Annotated in this window: 15 protein-coding genes; 3 read left to right on the forward strand and 12 right to left on the reverse strand. The window is 68.7% G+C overall.

Annotated elements, in window-relative coordinates; all coding sequences use genetic code 11:
• Positions 1-16: 16 nt before the first annotated feature.
• From ACIA49_RS05300 to ACIA49_RS05325, 6 genes are all read right to left on the reverse strand, one after another.
• Complete coding sequence (locus tag ACIA49_RS05300; RefSeq protein ID WP_396375850.1) at positions 17-565, reverse strand: hypothetical protein; 549 nt, start codon at positions 563-565, stop codon at positions 17-19.
• On the reverse strand, positions 562-1,890 hold the full coding sequence (locus tag ACIA49_RS05305) for a DUF58 domain-containing protein (RefSeq protein WP_396375851.1): 1,329 nt from the start codon (positions 1,888-1,890) through the stop codon (positions 562-564). The genes ACIA49_RS05300 and ACIA49_RS05305 overlap by 4 nt, the downstream gene beginning before the upstream one ends.
• Positions 1,891-2,026: 136 nt before the next feature.
• Positions 2,027-3,043: an AAA family ATPase gene (locus ACIA49_RS05310; RefSeq protein WP_396375853.1), complete on the reverse strand. Its 1,017-nt coding sequence runs from the start codon at positions 3,041-3,043 to the stop codon at positions 2,027-2,029.
• Between the two features lie 6 nt (positions 3,044-3,049).
• Positions 3,050-3,637 (reverse strand): hypothetical protein, encoded by a 588-nt coding sequence (locus tag ACIA49_RS05315; RefSeq protein ID WP_396375854.1) that lies wholly within the window; start codon positions 3,635-3,637, stop codon positions 3,050-3,052.
• Positions 3,634-4,398: a DUF4129 domain-containing protein gene (locus ACIA49_RS05320; protein WP_396375855.1), complete on the reverse strand. Its 765-nt coding sequence runs from the start codon at positions 4,396-4,398 to the stop codon at positions 3,634-3,636. The genes ACIA49_RS05315 and ACIA49_RS05320 overlap by 4 nt, the downstream gene beginning before the upstream one ends.
• 143 nt (positions 4,399-4,541) lie before the next feature.
• Complete coding sequence (locus ACIA49_RS05325; RefSeq protein WP_396375856.1) at positions 4,542-5,414, reverse strand: LysR family transcriptional regulator; 873 nt, start codon at positions 5,412-5,414, stop codon at positions 4,542-4,544.
• A gap of 100 nt (positions 5,415-5,514) precedes the next feature.
• On the opposite strand from ACIA49_RS05325, the gene ACIA49_RS05330 reads away from it, so the two are divergent.
• Positions 5,515-6,528 (forward strand): hypothetical protein, encoded by a 1,014-nt coding sequence (locus ACIA49_RS05330; RefSeq protein ID WP_396375857.1) that lies wholly within the window; start codon positions 5,515-5,517, stop codon positions 6,526-6,528.
• A gap of 85 nt (positions 6,529-6,613) precedes the next feature.
• Here ACIA49_RS05330 and ACIA49_RS05335 read toward each other — a convergent pair whose 3' ends face one another.
• The gene (locus ACIA49_RS05335; protein WP_396375858.1) at positions 6,614-8,029 is read right to left on the reverse strand and encodes a proprotein convertase P-domain-containing protein; all 1,416 of its coding nucleotides are present in this window, start codon (positions 8,027-8,029) and stop codon (positions 6,614-6,616) included.
• A gap of 81 nt (positions 8,030-8,110) precedes the next feature.
• On the reverse strand, positions 8,111-9,019 hold the full coding sequence (locus tag ACIA49_RS05340) for an XRE family transcriptional regulator (protein WP_396375859.1): 909 nt from the start codon (positions 9,017-9,019) through the stop codon (positions 8,111-8,113).
• Between the two features lie 170 nt (positions 9,020-9,189).
• On the opposite strand from ACIA49_RS05340, the gene ACIA49_RS05345 reads away from it, so the two are divergent.
• Entirely contained in the window at positions 9,190-10,269 is a 1,080-nt protein-coding gene (locus ACIA49_RS05345) for a CobW family GTP-binding protein (RefSeq protein ID WP_396375860.1), read from the forward strand.
• Here the strand turns inward: ACIA49_RS05345 and ACIA49_RS05350 are convergent.
• Genes ACIA49_RS05350 through ACIA49_RS05365 form a run of 4 tightly spaced genes read right to left on the reverse strand, consistent with a single transcriptional unit; the run spans position 10,258 to position 14,456 of the window.
• Positions 10,258-10,941: a maleylpyruvate isomerase N-terminal domain-containing protein gene (locus tag ACIA49_RS05350; protein ID WP_396375861.1), complete on the reverse strand. Its 684-nt coding sequence runs from the start codon at positions 10,939-10,941 to the stop codon at positions 10,258-10,260. The genes ACIA49_RS05345 and ACIA49_RS05350 overlap by 12 nt on opposite strands.
• 48 nt (positions 10,942-10,989) lie before the next feature.
• A complete protein-coding gene (locus ACIA49_RS05355) occupies positions 10,990-11,745 on the reverse strand; it encodes an HpcH/HpaI aldolase/citrate lyase family protein (protein ID WP_396375862.1) in 756 nt (251 codons plus the stop codon).
• 10 nt (positions 11,746-11,755) lie between these two features.
• On the reverse strand, positions 11,756-13,285 hold the full coding sequence (locus ACIA49_RS05360; protein ID WP_396375863.1) for an acyl-CoA carboxylase subunit beta: 1,530 nt from the start codon (positions 13,283-13,285) through the stop codon (positions 11,756-11,758).
• A 7-nt stretch (positions 13,286-13,292) separates the two neighbouring features.
• A complete protein-coding gene (locus tag ACIA49_RS05365) occupies positions 13,293-14,456 on the reverse strand; it encodes an acyl-CoA dehydrogenase family protein (RefSeq protein ID WP_396375864.1) in 1,164 nt (387 codons plus the stop codon).
• Positions 14,457-14,523: 67 nt separating this feature from the next.
• On the opposite strand from ACIA49_RS05365, the gene ACIA49_RS05370 reads away from it, so the two are divergent.
• Positions 14,524-14,916: a MerR family DNA-binding transcriptional regulator gene (locus ACIA49_RS05370; RefSeq protein WP_396375865.1), complete on the forward strand. Its 393-nt coding sequence runs from the start codon at positions 14,524-14,526 to the stop codon at positions 14,914-14,916.
• Position 14,917 lies beyond the last annotated feature (1 nt).

Consider the following 14,917-nt stretch of genomic DNA (forward strand, 5'->3'; position numbering starts at 1 on the left):
GGACCCCCGGGCCGTTTCAGCCGCGGCCGAGGCGTTGCCCGGCGGCGAACCAGATGGTGATCGTGGCCAGCACGAGGGCACCAACCGTCACCAGCAGGGAGCCCGGTACGTCGGCGCCTTGCACCAAGGCCGCGGCCACAGCGACGACCGGCGCGAGGAGCACCGCGATCCCGCCTGGCACAACCCAGCGGCGCAGGGCCCGACGTTCAACGCGCACGTACGACGGGAGTTGCGCGGCGAAGGCGGTGGCCAGGTGCACGACCACCAGCGCGATCGCGGTCACCACCAGGCCCCAACTGATCTCGGCCGGAGCCCGGATCACCCAGCCGATCGTCACCGTCAGCAGGAACATCACCCCCGCCAACGAGTCGGGCGCGACGACAGTTGCTATGAGCAACGGAATCGCCAGGATCAGCACCAGGTCGAGCTGATCCCAGGAGGCGACGGTCGGTATCAGGATCGCCAAGGCCCCGGCCAGCGCGATCACGCCCCGAGCGACCAGCACCCCACGGCCGGTGTCCCGCAGTTGGGCCAGCCATAAGGTCAATCGTTCCGCGGCGGTCATGAGCGCATCCTGGGGGCTGAGGCCAGGCGGGCTGCGTCGCGGAGGACTTCGTCGAGGGTGCCGGAGCCTCGCCAGGGAACGGTGGGGACGCCGAGGTCACCGAGGCGGTCCAGTTCGCGACGGCGTTCGAGCAGACGGAGGCGCCAGGCCAGGGGCCAGGCGCGCTGGTCGTGTTCGTCGAGGTCGATCAGCGAGTCGATGTCGGGCGGCAGTGTGTCGACGGCGATGACGGTGCAACCCGAGTGCACGAGCGTCACCACGTAGCCGAGGACGACCTGACGGAGTAATGGGCTCAGCACCAGGACGAGGCTGTCGGACTTGATCCGGTTCCGCTGAGCCAACTGGTCCTGATCGGGCTGACGTCCTCGGCGGTCGGCGTGCACGAGTGCATCGAGGATCCGCCGCAGATGACCGCGGCCGCTGCCCGAACGAACCCCGCGCACCAGGTTGCCGGTGTCGACCAGCCGAACCCGGTCGCCGTGCCGCAGATAGTGCTCGGCGATCGATGCGGCAGCGCGAACCCCTGTGTCGAGACTGCTTGATCGGCCGTCGATCCCTTCGCTGATCCCGATCTCGCCGCCGGTGTCGAGCAGGATCACCACCTCGGTATCGCGATCCGACCAAGTTGAGGTGACATGCAGCTCGCGGGTCCGCGCGGAGACCGACCAGTTGATCCGCCGCAGGCGGTCACCGGTCCGGAACGGCCGCACTCCCGCCAGCTCCGTCCCCTCCCCCGGCCGCCGCGACCGATGCAACCCGACCAGCCCAGCCGGCCTCGGCATCGCATCAACCGCCTCGAACCCTTCCCGCAACGGCAGCGTCGTCACCGCCAACGCTTTCGCAGAGGTCACCTGCATGCGATACGACCCCAGCACAGACGTAGCCACCACCGTCGGCCGCTCCAACGCCCGCAAACCCCAGCGCTTGGACCGAACCCCGACCTCCAGCTCCACCGCGTCCGGTACGTCGTCCGCCTCGCCCGACTGTGGTCGGACCGGCTCCGCAACAGCAGCCTGGCGCGGTGCGTAGTCGAACCACTTCGACCGCGGCAGCGCCGCGACGATCAGGTCGATCTCCGGATCCACCGTCGACGGCACGTGCATCCGGTACGTCGTCGCCTGGCCCTCGAACAGCACATCCGCATCGAGCTCGGTGTGCACCTCGGGCTCCGCGCGTGGCCGGAAGAACCGGCCCCACACCGCCACGAAGGCCAACGGCAGCCCGAGCACGGCGGCGTCCGGCCGGCGCGCCAGCACGGCGATGACGAGCATCGCCGCCGCGACCACGAGCACCCGGACATGCGCCTGCGTCGGCTGCCACTTCATAGCCTGCCCCCGCAGCATGGTCTAACTCCGCCGCATACTCTGGCTCCGCAGCATGATCTGGCTCCGCAGCATGATCTGGCTCCGCAGCATGATCTGGCTCCGCAGCATGACCTGACTCCCGCGGACATGGCGCGTCTCAACGACCAGCGCCGGCAACGGTGGGCGGCGTCGGCACGGCGCCGAGCACTGACCTGACCACCGTCGCGCCCGTCACGTCATGCAGCCACAACTCCGGCCGAACCGTGATCCGGTGCGCCAGCGCAGGCACCGCAACCGCCTTCACATCCTCAGGTACGACGTAGTCGCGTCCCTTGATCACCGCGTACGCCCGAGCGGTCAGCAACAACGCCAGCGAACCACGCGGCGACGCTCCGACCAGCACCTGCGAATCCCGCCGTGTCGCCGAGGCGAGGTCGACGCAGTACTGCCCGACCGTGTCGTCGACCGTCACGGTCTCGACCGCCTGCTGAGCCGCGAGCAGGCCGGCCGCATCGGTGACCGCCTCGACCTTCTGGTCCTCGCTCCGGCGGCTCATCCGGCGGCGCAGCACCTCCCACTCCTCAGCCGCGGTCGGGTAGCCGAAACCGATCCGCAGCATGAAGCGGTCGAGCTGGGCCTCGGGCAACGGATAGGTGCCCTCGTACTCCACCGGGTTCGCGGTGGCGAGCACGTGGAACGGGACCGGCAGCGGGAAGGTCTGACCCTCGACCGTCACCTGGTGCTCCTGCATCGACTCCAGCAGCGCGGCCTGCGTCTTCGGCGGCGTCCGGTTGATCTCGTCGGCCAGCAGCAGGCCGGTGAAGATCGGCCCGGGCCGGAAGACGAACTCCGAGTTCTTCTGGTCGTAGACGAACGCACCGGTCACGTCGGACGGCAGCAGGTCCGGCGTGAACTGCACCCGCCGGAACTCCAGCCCGAGCGCCTGGGCGAACGACCGCGCCGCGAGCGTCTTCGCCAGTCCCGGGTAGTCCTCGAGCAGCACGTGCCCACCGGCCAGGATGCCCGCGAGGACCAGCTCGAGCGCCTCGCCCTTACCGACGACGGCCTGGCCGACCCGCTCCAGCACCCGCCGGCTCAGGTCGGAGACCTCCGCCAGCCCGAGGCCCGCACTCGGGGTCAGGACATCAGCGGTTCGGGTATCGGAGTCGGTCACGGTTCCTCACAGGTTCTCGATGGTCTGGATCGCGGCCTCGATCTCGCCGAGGGACGCGACGCGCTGGTCGTCGGAGGTGATCAGATTCCACAGCTGGTCACCGGCCACGGCCCGGGCGCGCTCCGGGTCACGGTCGGGGTCGATCCCGTGCCGGTGCACGAGCCGATCGATGGTCAGCTCCAGCAGCAACGGCCGGATCCGCCGGTCGAACGTATGCGAGCCTTCGCCGACCCGCCGCTCACGACTCGACTCCTGCAGCCAGGTCGCGATGAACTGGGTGCGATTGTCGTTGCTCTGGGCCCGCGATGTCGCGAGCTCCGCGTCCTGCCGGGCCGGCCAGTTCGTCTCGAGCAGCTGCGGAACGAGCTGCCGAAGCGCCACCGACCCGAAACCGATGGCCAGCGCCGTCGCCACGAACCACAGCGGCCGCGGCGCCATCCCGGCCGCACCGAACGCCCCGACCAGCGCCAAGCTCAGCACGACCGTGGCACCGACGTGCTGCAGCAGCACCTTGCTCGGCAGCAACGCCCGAACCTTCGGCTTCTCCGCGGGCGGCCGCTCGTCCTCCAACGGCGTCCATCGGTACGACGTCATGCGCTCACCCCGTCATCCGGCGGTGTGGCGTTCGGAGCCGAGGCTGCAACACCGACCCGCTCACCGGCCTGAGCCGCGGCCAGGTCGTCGCGCAACCGGAGCAGGGCCGACCGCGCCTCGGAGCGGGAATCCTCACTGGAACCGTGCGTCGAGTACCGCGCCTCGCGGTAGAGCTCACCCAGCCGGATCAGGTCCGGCTCGGAGATCCCGCCGAGGCCGAGCACTCGCACGGTGAACTCGGCCGGCGTCTCGGACGCCTCCCGCGCGACACCTGCGGACGCTGCCGCCTGCTCCAGCGCCACCCAGCACGCGATCACCGCGTCGGTTGCGCGACCGGAGTCGATCGCGGCCAATCCGGCGTCGACCGCCTCCGCCAGCTTCTCCGCCGCGACGCGCTCCCAGTCCGGGTCGTTCTCCGTCACGGTCGGCAGCTGGACCCGCCGGATGATCCGGTAGATCAGCAACCCGAGGAACACCACCACCGCCGCCAGCGCGATCCAGAACAGGCTCTGGAAGAGTCCCGTGAGCCAGGCCGGCGTCTCCCGGGCCTTCACCGGCGGCTCCGAGCGTTGCGAGAACGTCGGCTGCGACGGCGCAGTCGCACTCTGGGTCCGCGGTGATGCCGGCTTCGGCGACAGCGTGCTGTCGCTCACCGGTCGCACCGACCCACCCGCCGAGGCCAGCACGACGAACCCGGCGCCGGCGATCCCGAGGATCAACACGACGACCAGCGCCCAGCTCCCGCGGCGATGCGTCAACATGCGGGCAGGCTAGCCGATGAAAAGTGCTGACCACGGGTCGATTTCCCCTTTGTGCCACAAGAATGCGTCGAGAATGCGCACTGAGTGCCTGACGCGTTCCGTCAACCCCACGGCAGCAACCGGCCACCGGCGTTCCCGAAGAGTCAGCCCGGGAGCGCACGGGCGAAAGCCCGGGCGGCGATCTCGACGAACGACCGGATGAGCGGACCGGCGTCCGCCGCTCTCCAGACGAGCACCAGGTCGTTGGGCGCCCTGTCCTCGGCAGGTACGACGACCAGCCCGGCCGGGAGCAACTGGTCGACCGGCGCGAGCGTCGACCGGCCGTTCCACAGCACGGCCTGCAGGCATTCCTGAATCGTGCGCAAGGCCTGGCCTGGCGACGTCTGGTCGGTGGCCGGCCCGGTCCAGTAGTCGACCCAGGTCGCGTCGGTGTCACTCGGCAGCCGGATCCACTCTCGGCCGGTCAGCTCGCCGACCCGCACCGAGGCGGCGCCGGCGAGTGGGTCGTCATCGCGCACCACGAGCCCGATCTGCTGGCGGGCCAGCAGTTGCGTCCGCAGACCACTGGTGTCGAACGGCATCCGGGTCAGGGCCACGTCGCAGGCACCCGTGCGGAGCCCGGCAGTCGGATCGCCGAGGTCGAATTCGTGCAGCACCACTTCCACCTGCGGGTGTACTTCCCGGAACGCGGTCACCAGCCGCCCACCGACCAGGTCGAGGGTGTCCGCGAGTGACCCGACCGCGAGACGGGGCTCGCCCGCGGCACGACGTACCTGGGCCTGGATGGTGTCGGCCTGGTCGAGCAACGCCGCCGCGCGCTCGTGCAGCACCCGGCCGGCAGCGGTCGGCTCGACACCCGTGCGGACCCGATCGAACAGAGTCACACCCAGCTCTTCTTCCAGCCGTCGCATCGCCCGGCTCAGCGGCGGCTGGGTCATGTGCAGCCGGGCCGCCGCCCGACCGAGGTGCCGCTCCTCGGCCACCACGGTGAAGTAGCGCAGCACCTGCAGGTCCACTCTCTCACCGTACCGACTGACCTGCGGCGATACTGCGAAGGTATGGCCAGGTCCCAACGGGTCGTGGACGCAGCTCCGGAGCCGGCGCAGCGTGGAGCACATGACCACCACATCCACACTGAACAAGCTGAGCGTGCGGCTGGGCGCCTACCGCTACGCCACCACCAAGCCGCTGCTGGACGGCACGATCACCGTGCCCGGCGCCCGGGAGACCCGCGTCTCAACCGGCGCCACTCTGCCCGAGGTGTTCAAGGTCTTCGCGGCCGGCGACACCGACGTCTCCGAGTTCGGCCTGACCTTCCTGCTGCGCGCACTCGAGGCGGGTGCGGAGTACGTCGCGGTGCCGGTGTTCCCGAACCGGGTCTTCCGGCATTCCTGCGTCTTCGTCAGTGCGGCCAGCGGCATCACGTCCCCCGAACAGCTGGTCGATCGCACTATCGGCGAGTTCGGCATCTACGGCCAGGACTCCGGTGTCTGGGCCAAAGGGCTCCTGATGGACGAGTACGGCTTCCGTCCCGAGGCGAATCGCTGGGTGATCGGCGGCCTCGAGAACCCCATGCCGCCCTTCGACTTCACCACGCACCCGGTCCCGGACGAGGTCCAGGTCAAGGCCGTCCCCGACCGCTCGCTGGTCGACATGCTCGCCGAGGGCGACCTGGACGCCTTGTTCACCGCCAATGTGCCCTGGCTCGAGCTCGACGGCGACCCGCGAATCCGGCGGCTGTTCCCGGACTACCAGGAGCGTGAGCGCGACTGGTACACCCGGACCGGCATCTTCCCGATGATGCACACGGTCGCCGTACGGCGTGCTCTGGTCGAGCGTCACCCCGACCTGCCCCGCGCCGTCTACGAGGCGTTCAACGCGGCCAAGCAGTCCGCGGTCGACGAGGTCGAGCGCGGCCGGTACGTGTACGGCGTTACGTCGATGCTGCCGTGGACCAACGCCCTTTACGAGCAGGATGTCGCCCTGATGGGCCGGGACTGGTGGCCCTACGGCATCGCGGCCAATCGGCACGCCCTCGACACCTACCTGCGCTACCACCACGAACAGGGGCTGTCGGCGCGCCGCTGGACTGTCGAGGAACTCTTCGCTCACGACCTCCTGGACACCTAGGAGGTCCGGCACACTCCCTTGGTGGGTGCGCCAACCGCAGGCGCTTGGCGCACCCACCAGTTCGACGGGTAACGTCGTACTGGAGTTAGACCGTGATGGACCAGTTGGTGAGGGTGCCGGTGTCGCCGGGGCCGTTGTCGCCGATGCGGAGGGTCCAGGTGCCGGCGGCGGTCTCGTCGGCGGCGACGTCGTACGTCTTGCTGGCCGGCAGCGGGTGGCAGCTGAAGCCGCCGCTGCGCTGCAGGTAGTACCAGCGTCCGCTCGGGGAGACCAGGCTGATGTTGAGGTCCTCGAGGCAGGTGTGGTTGCCCTCGACCTTCACCTTGACCGGGCTCTTGGTGCGGCCGGTCGTGGTGGCCTTCACCGTGCTGACCGTGGTCTGGAAGTCGCGGATCGGGTAGTCGGTGCCGTTGGCAAAGGTGCGCTCGCCCGGCTCCGGGTCGGGATCGCCCGGGTCTCCCGGCGTACCGGTGAGCAGGGTGAGGTTCCACTTGGCCAGGGCCTCGGAGACCGGCTGGAAGATCGAGTTGTCCTGGTCGCCGGTCTGGCAGGTCGAGTTGCCACCAGAGTGCAGGCCGACGGCCTTGTCACCGCGCAGCCACGCACCACCGGAGTCGCCACCCTCGGAACAGGCAGAGGTCGTGGTGAGCCCCTCCACCACCGTGGTGCCGTAGTCGATGGTCTGGTTGACCGCACTGACCGTTCCGCACTCCCAGTTCGGTGCGGTGTTGCCGGAGTGGCAGACCGTGTCGCCGACGATCGCCTCAGCCGCACCGGTGACCGTGACTGCCGGCGAACCCCAGGTGTTGACGTTCGCAGAGATCGTCCAGCCGGGCTCGGTGACCGCGACAACGCCCATGTCACCTTCCCGGGCGTTCACACTGTGGCTGCCACCGACGTTCGACGTACCGAGCTTGTTGCTCTGGCCGCTCGCGCCGTACGCCGCCTGGTTCGCGTCGTTGGTGCAGTGGCCCGCGGTCACGAAGTACTTGTTGCCCTGGGCATCGGTTGCCGGGAAGCCGACGGAGCAGTTGGACTCGCTGCCCGGCCACCACGGGTCGCCCGGGTTGACCTCCCCGGACTGCTGCACGAACGTCGTCGCCACCGACTCGACCCGTACGCCGTCCAGGCCGCGGAACGCATCACTGCCACCCCGGGCCTTGACCACGACCTGGTTCGTCACCGGGTCGATTCCCCAGCTCCGCAGGTTGTTCTGACTGCGCGCGATCTGGTCGACCGTCGACAGCAACCCCTGCAGCTGCTGCTGGGTGCGGCTGACGTACTTCGGTGTGGCACCGGCAGCACGGGCCTGCGCAGCGGCGGCGTCCGAGGTCACAGCGACCACCAGGCGGCCGTTCTCGATCCAACGGCCGGCCTGTCCGGCACTGGCCGGGAGGTGCGCCGAGACCTGGTGTGGTTCGGGCGCTACGGCGTTCGACGGCGCCGGGAGAGCGATCAGGCTGCCACTCAGCAGCAGGATCGCGGGGACTGTCCTTCGCATGGTGCACTCCTCAGGTTGGGACGGTGCACCGAACCTAGGAGCGTGACGAGCAAGTGAAAATCGGCAGAACGCCTTTCACAGTTAAGACTCCGGGATTAACAGTTCACTCCCCCACGTCCACCTGAACCCGTGCCGGCCCGGCCCGAAGTTCAGTACGACGTCATGCACCTCAGGCGCGACGTCGACGGCACGTGATTGCTCCTCACCGTCGTCGAGCTGCGAGAACGCCGTACAGGTCGTCGGCAGCACGTCCGGGTCGAAACAGACCTCCAGGACGAACTCACGCACCGGCAACCGGAACTTGCGCTCGTAGTTCGTGGAGGGCGGGTACGGCGCCACATTCACCAGCTCGTGCTCAGTGATCACCGTCTCGCCCTTACGGAGCGGGTGATCGAAGAGCAGCTCTGCAACGAGCAGTCCATCCTCAGGACGCCGTACTGTCCGGCCGAGCGAGCAGTGCCGCAGCGGCCAGATGTCCGGCAGCGGCCGGTCGTGCTCGTCCAGATGCATGATCACGACCCAGCGGTCCGGCCCGTCCGCCTCCGCACGCAGCACCTGGCGCGAGTGGTACGAACGTTCGCCACCCTCGGCACCAATGAACACCCTGTCGTGCTGGCTGATCCGCGTGAGCCGTTCGTCCCAGCGGATGTCCACCTCACTCACAGCCGCCTCAACAGCACTGGGCCGAGGCCAGTACGCCGCTACGTCCGGCCGGTCAGGCACAGTGCTCAGCCAACGACCACGCGGGCGTGGTGGGCCGAGTGACGTGGACAGAGTGCCGGCGGGTAAGTCCAGCACCTCTTCCAAGAGCGACACTGCCGCCAGTGAGTCCCGGCGCTCCGGACGCGACCGACCGGACTGCCAGTAGCTCAGGGTGGCCATGCTGACCGAGACACCCTGCACCAGCAGTCGCTCGCGGATCCGCTCCAGGCCGAGGCCGCGCGCCTGGATGGCCGCGCGCAGCACGTCGGCAAACTCGCGCTCACCCATGCTCGCGACCTTAGGCACGAGCGGCCGCGGTGACCAGAGCGTGGACGCTTAACTGTTAACACCGATGCGGCGGCGATTTCGCGGCAAGGCGGGAAATTTCCCGTGCTGGCGGGAAAGTTCTCCGCCCCCAGCTCTGGACTGATGAAAACCGTTTTCATATACTCGTCGCCATGACCGCCCAACCGAAGACTCCGTTGTCCCTGCTGGCCGGGCTGTCCATGACGCTGCGGCAGCCCGTTCTCGACGCGATGCTGGACGCGACCACGGTGGCCGTGGTGGTCGACCAGGACGAGCTCGCCGGTCGCGGTGTGCTGACCTGGCGAGTGCTGGACGCAGGTGGTCCGATCGACGCCGGCGAGTTCACCGTCGGCGACGACTGCGGCGCCTGCCAGCTCATCGAGTCCCTCATGCCACTGCTGGAGACGCTGGTCGCGCGCAAGCACTGGGACCACGTCGTGCTCTCCGCTCCGCCGGCAATGGAGGCGCGCCCGCTGGCGTCCACCTTGGTCGCGCTGATGCCGGAGATCACGGTCGACACGGTCACCTGCGTCGTTGATGCCGTACTGCTGGTGGAGCAGCTCTCTGGGGACGAACTGCTCGACGAACGTGGCCTGGCCCTCGGACTGCCGGACCGGCGCAACGTGGCTGAGCTGACCGCGCGTCAGATCGAGTACGCCGACGTCTGCGTGCTGGCGAATGCGCACCGCAGCAAGGCTCCGGAGCGGCTGCACAACCTGCTGCTGCACCTGAACCCACGGACCACAGTGGTCGCGGCGGATCCGGCCGGCGTACCGGCTGGGCCAGTAGCGCGGACCGGACTGTTCAACTTCGCAGCCGCCGAGGCGTGGGCCGGTGAGCTGGCAGCATCCGACCAGGTGCAGCCGAGCGGTGACGGCGTAACGACTGTGCTCTGGCGGTCCACACGACCGCTACACCCGGCCCGGTTGAACGAGGCACTCGAGGCCATCGTCGACAACGTCGTGCGGAGCAGAGGCGTGGTGTGGTTGGCGAACCGGCCCACACAGCGCGTGCGCTGGGAGTCTGCGGGCTACAGCGCTTCGCTCGGCACTCTGGGCGAGTGGTCGGACACTGAGCACCTGGCCGAGTGCACTGTGGTTGCTACTGGCATGGGACTCGACCCTGCGAGGCTGCAGTCGATTCTGGACGCCTGCCTGCTCACAGAGTCCGAGCTGGCCAGTCTGGACTGGAAGGAGCTCGAGGACCCGTTCGCTGGAGTGCTACCCCAGTAGCGGCAAGAGCTCGGCGTGCGGGCCGAGCATCTCGAGGTCCGCGTCGTCGAGTGGCACCCGGCCGGTGCCTTTGAGCACGTACGTCGTGGTGTCCCACTCGATCACGTCCCACGCGTCCGGGCCGAACAGACCGTCCAACGTGCGCGCAGTCACGCGCAGCGCCTCAGGATCGGGCTCTGGTGCGTCAGGAAGGTTGAGCGTCAGGTCGAGGTGGTGAACGGTCGCCTCCAGCACCAGCGTCGCCACGAAGTCCTTCACCGCCAGCACATGCCCTTGCGTCTCGATGCGCCCCTCAGCAACCGCAGCAGCCCGTACGGCGGCCTCTGACACCTCCCGCCAGTGCTGCACGAGCACACCGGGCTTCCGGTACGCCGCTGCGACGGTCTGAACGAAACTGGTGTCGCTGGACGACCCAGGCGGGAAGTCACCCCAGTAGCTGACGTAGTCGCGGTTCGGCTCGACCACAGCTGGACTGGCGAAAGCGATCAGCGCGCGCTGAGCGTCGTACAGGAGATGCACCAGCAGCGGGCCGACCGGCATACCGGGGCATCTGGTCTCGCGAGCGAAGTCTGCGGTGCTGAGACCCTGCACGGTCTCGGTGATCCGCCCGTAGGCCCGCTCGAGCGTGCCTGCCAGTCCCTTCGGCAAGGCGCCTCGCTCGGGTGCTCTCATCCCGGCCTCCTCGGTGTCGCTCCTTCCGACGTTAACCCCAGGCGGCCGCTATGTGTTCCGGGCCACCCGCAGGTGCTCGGCCGCTATGGCCTCCAGGTGAGTGACGTCGGAGGAGACCGTGGCGAACGTGAAGCCCTGCTCCAGCCGTCGTCTGGCGTTCTCACCGTCCGGTGTGTGCATGCCGACCGCCAGACCGGCCTGTGTGGCGGTCTTGATGATCACTGCGATCGCCTCCTCCACCGCATCGGCTGTCTCCGGGTCGCCCGGGTAGCGAGCACCGAGAGACAGCGAGAGGTCGGACGGACCGACGTACAGGCCGTCCAGTCCGGGCGTCGCACAGATCTCAGCGACGTTCTGCAGGGCCTGCGCCGTCTCGATCATCGCAATGACCACTGTGAGCTTGTTGTTCTCAGCCGGCACCGGATGCACCCGTAGCTCGGCTCGCATCGGCCCGAAGGACCTGCGGCCGAGCGGCGGGTACTTCACCGACTGCACCGCGCGGGCGACGTCGTCGGCCGTGTCGATCAGCGGAACGATCACTCCGATCGCTCCCGCGTCGAGAGCACGCCCGATCGGCGTGGGGTCGTTCGCCTCCACCCGGACCAGTCCCGCCGCCCCACGACCGGCGTCGATAGCGAGCAGCCCGTTCAGCATGCCCTGGTACCCGAAGAGACCGTGCTGAGCGTCCAGCACCAGGTAGTCGTAATCCAGGCGAGCGATCCGCTCGGTAGCGGGCGGCGCGTCCAGCGTCACCCAGTACCCGACCAGCTGCTCACGATTGCGAAGACGCTCTGCGAAGGTCACGCCGTACAGCTTAGACAGGCGGTACGCCGTGACGCTTGGTCGAGAAATGGCGGTCCTTGGACTGCGCGGCGGCGAGGCGGGCGATCAGGTCGTTGCGCAGGTCCTCGGGCTCGACGATCGCGTCGATCACCAGGTCGGCGGCCAGGCGCAGGATGTCGATGTCGGTCTCGTACTCCTCGCGGAGCTTCGAGACGTACTCGACGCGCTCGGTCTCGTCGGTGATCTCCTGGATCTTGTTGTAGTACACGGCGTTGATCGCCGCCTCCGGGCCCATCACCGCGATCTTCGCGGTCGGCAGCGCGATACACGCGTCCGGCGAGAACCCCGGACCACACATCGCGTACAGACCCGCGCCGTACGCCTTGCGCACGATCACCGAGACCGTCGGGACGGTCGCCTCCGACACCGCGGTGATCATCTTCGCGCCGTGCCGGATGATGCCGGCCCGCTCGACCTCGCTACCGATCATGAAGCCCGGTACGTCGCACAGGTAGATCAGCGGGATGTTGAACGCGTCGCACAACCAGATGAACCGGGCCGCCTTGTCGGCCGAGTCGACGAACAGCACGCCGCCCTTCACCGCCGGCTGGTTCGCCACGAAGCCGACCGTCTGACCGGCCAGCAGCCCGAACCCGACCACCAGCTCCGGCGCGTACGCCGGCTTGATCTCGAAGAACGTGTCCGCATCCGCGATCGCGTCGATCACGTCATGGATGTCGAACCCGACACTCTCCTCCGCCGGCACCAGGTCGCGGGTGAAATCGCGGCCCGCCGGAGAGGCGTCGTACGACGGGGGCCGGGCCCGCCACGAACCGGGCAGGTAGGAGAAGTACTGCTTGGCGAGCTCGATCGCCTCGGTGTCGTCACTCGCGAGGAGATCGCCGCAGCCGGAGACGCTGGTGTGCATCCGGGCGCCGCCCATCTCCTCCAGCGTCACCTTCTCGCCGACGACCATCTCGGCCATCCGCGGTGAGCCCAGGTACATCGAGGCGTTGCCGTCGACCATGATCACCAGGTCGCAGAACGCCGGGATGTACGCACCGCCGGCCGCGGACGGGCCGAACAGGCAACAAATCTGCGGCACCTTGCCGGACAGCGCGACCTGGTTGTGGAAGATCCGCCCGGCGCCGCGACGGCCCGGGAAGAGCTGCACCTGGTCGGTGATCCGGGCGCCCGCGGAGTCGATCAGCCAGAAGATCGGCAGCTCGTCGCGCAGCGCGACCTCGGTGATCCGGACGATCTTCTCGACCGTCCGCGCACCCCACGACCCCGCCTTGACGGTCGGGTCGTTCGCCACGATCAACGCCGGTCGGCCGTCGACCAGCGCCCGGCCGGTCACCACGCCGTCAGCGGGCAGACCCGCGTTCAGCGCGTTCGCCAGCTGCGCCTCCTCGACGAAGCTGCCCTCGTCGACGAGCAGCGCGATCCGGTCGCGGACGTAGAGCTTGTGCTGCGAGTCGAGCTTGGCCTTGGCCTTCTCGGGCGGCGCCAGCGTGGCCTCGCGGGCAACCTTGAACTCTGTCCAGTGATCCCGGGTCATGTCCTCATCATTCCACTGGGAGGCCGAGGCCCCGCGCGATCAGCATCCGCTGGACCTCCGACGTACCCTCACCGATCTCGAGGATCTTGGCGTCACGGTAGAACCGGGTGACCGGGTACTCCTCCATGAAGCCGTAGCCGCCGAACACCTGCGTCGCGATCCGCGTCGCGGTCACGGCGGACTCGCTCGCGTACAGCTTCGCGACCGACGCGGCCTGCTTGAACTCGGCCACCGACGCACCGGCGTCCTTCAGCGCCGCGGCCCGATAGACCAGCAGCTCCGCCGCGTCCGCCATCACCTTCAGGTCGGCGATCTGGAACGCGACCCCCTGCTTACGCCCGATCGGACCACCGAACGTCTGCCGCTCACCGGCGTACTGAACAGACATGTCCAGACAGGCCCGGATGCAGCCGAGCGCGACCGCGGCGATCGCGACACGACCGTCGTCCAGCGTCGCGAGGAACTGCCCGAAGCCCTTGCCGCGCTCACCCAGCAGGTTCGCCTCCGGCACCCGTACGCCGGTCAGCGCGAGCGGATGCGTGTCGCTCGCATGCCACCCGAGCTTGTCGTACGCCGGTTCCGCCACGAATCCCGGCGTACCGGTCGGAACGATGATCGTGGAGATCTCCGGCTTGCCGTTCTCCCGCGTCCCGGTCCGCGCGGTCACCGTCACACACGACGTGATCGCGGAGCCCGAGTTCGTGATGAACTGCTTCGACCCGTCGATCACCCACTCGCCGTTCTCCAGCACCGCCCGCGTCCGGGTCGCGCCCGCGTCCGAGCCCGCGTCGGCCTCGGTCAGCCCGAACCCGGCCAACCGCTCGCCCGCGACCAGCTCCGGCAGCCACTGCGCCTTCTGCTCGTCGGTCCCGTAGGTCAGGATCGGGTTGATCCCCAGCCCTACCCCCGCCTCCAGCGTGATCCCCATCGACTGGTCGACGCGGCTGATCTCCTCGATCGCCACGCACAGGCTGGTGAAGTCGCCGCCAGAACCGCCGTACTCCTCCGGCGCGGTCAGCCCGAACAACCCGAGCTTGCCCATCTTCTGCACGACCTCCACCGGGAAGTAGTGCTTGCGATCCCACTCCGCCGCGTACGGCGCGATCTCCGCCTCCGCGAAGTCGCGCACACTGCGCCGGAACTCGCGGTGCTCCTCGGACAGCTCGAACATGCCAACTCCTCTGTGCTTGACGCTTACGTAAACGTAAAGCACAGTGGGCCAGGTGCACAATATCCAGGTGCCTGCCGACACATGGACGATCGCCGAACTCGCCGCCGAGTACGCCGTCACCCTGCGCACGATCCGCTTCTACGAGGACCGCGGCCTCCTCACCCCCGAACGCCGCGGCACCGTCCGCATCTACCACCCCCGCGACCGCGTCCGCCTCGGCCTCATCCTCCGCGGCAAACGCCTGGGCTTCTCCCTCGACGAGATCGCGACCATCGTCGACATGTACGACGCCGAACCCGGCGAAGCCGGCCAGCTCGAGTACCTCCTGGCCCAAATAGCCACCCGCCGAGCCGACCTGGAACAACGCCGCCAAGACCTGGAACAAACCCTCAAAGACCTCGCCGAGGTCGAAGCCCGCTGCCAAGCCGACCTATCCGCCCTCCGTCGAACTCGCGGCTGAC

The organism is Kribbella sp. NPDC051587, assembly GCF_044453945.1.
In the GTDB taxonomy this organism is placed as follows: Bacteria; Actinomycetota; Actinomycetes; order Propionibacteriales; family Kribbellaceae; genus Kribbella.

Bases quoted from the DNA above. Each gene is read 5' to 3' on its own strand.
- ACIA49_RS05330 (WP_396375857.1), top strand. From the start codon at position 5,515: ATGACCACCACATCCACACTGAACAAGCTGAGCGTGCGGCTGGGCGCC.
- ACIA49_RS05345 (WP_396375860.1), top strand. From the start codon at position 9,190: ATGACCGCCCAACCGAAGACTCCGTTGTCCCTGCTGGCCGGGCTGTCC.
- ACIA49_RS05305 (WP_396375851.1), bottom strand. From the start codon at position 1,890: ATGAAGTGGCAGCCGACGCAGGCGCATGTCCGGGTGCTCGTGGTCGCG.
- ACIA49_RS05320 (WP_396375855.1), bottom strand. From the start codon at position 4,398: ATGTTGACGCATCGCCGCGGGAGCTGGGCGCTGGTCGTCGTGTTGATC.
- ACIA49_RS05365 (WP_396375864.1), bottom strand. From the start codon at position 14,456: ATGTTCGAGCTGTCCGAGGAGCACCGCGAGTTCCGGCGCAGTGTGCGC.
- ACIA49_RS05335 (WP_396375858.1), bottom strand. From the start codon at position 8,029: ATGCGAAGGACAGTCCCCGCGATCCTGCTGCTGAGTGGCAGCCTGATC.
- ACIA49_RS05360 (WP_396375863.1), bottom strand. From the start codon at position 13,285: ATGACCCGGGATCACTGGACAGAGTTCAAGGTTGCCCGCGAGGCCACG.
- ACIA49_RS05340 (WP_396375859.1), bottom strand. From the start codon at position 9,019: ATGGGTGAGCGCGAGTTTGCCGACGTGCTGCGCGCGGCCATCCAGGCG.
- ACIA49_RS05315 (WP_396375854.1), bottom strand. From the start codon at position 3,637: ATGACGTCGTACCGATGGACGCCGTTGGAGGACGAGCGGCCGCCCGCG.
- ACIA49_RS05350 (WP_396375861.1), bottom strand. From the start codon at position 10,941: ATGAGAGCACCCGAGCGAGGCGCCTTGCCGAAGGGACTGGCAGGCACG.
- ACIA49_RS05300 (WP_396375850.1), bottom strand. From the start codon at position 565: ATGACCGCCGCGGAACGATTGACCTTATGGCTGGCCCAACTGCGGGAC.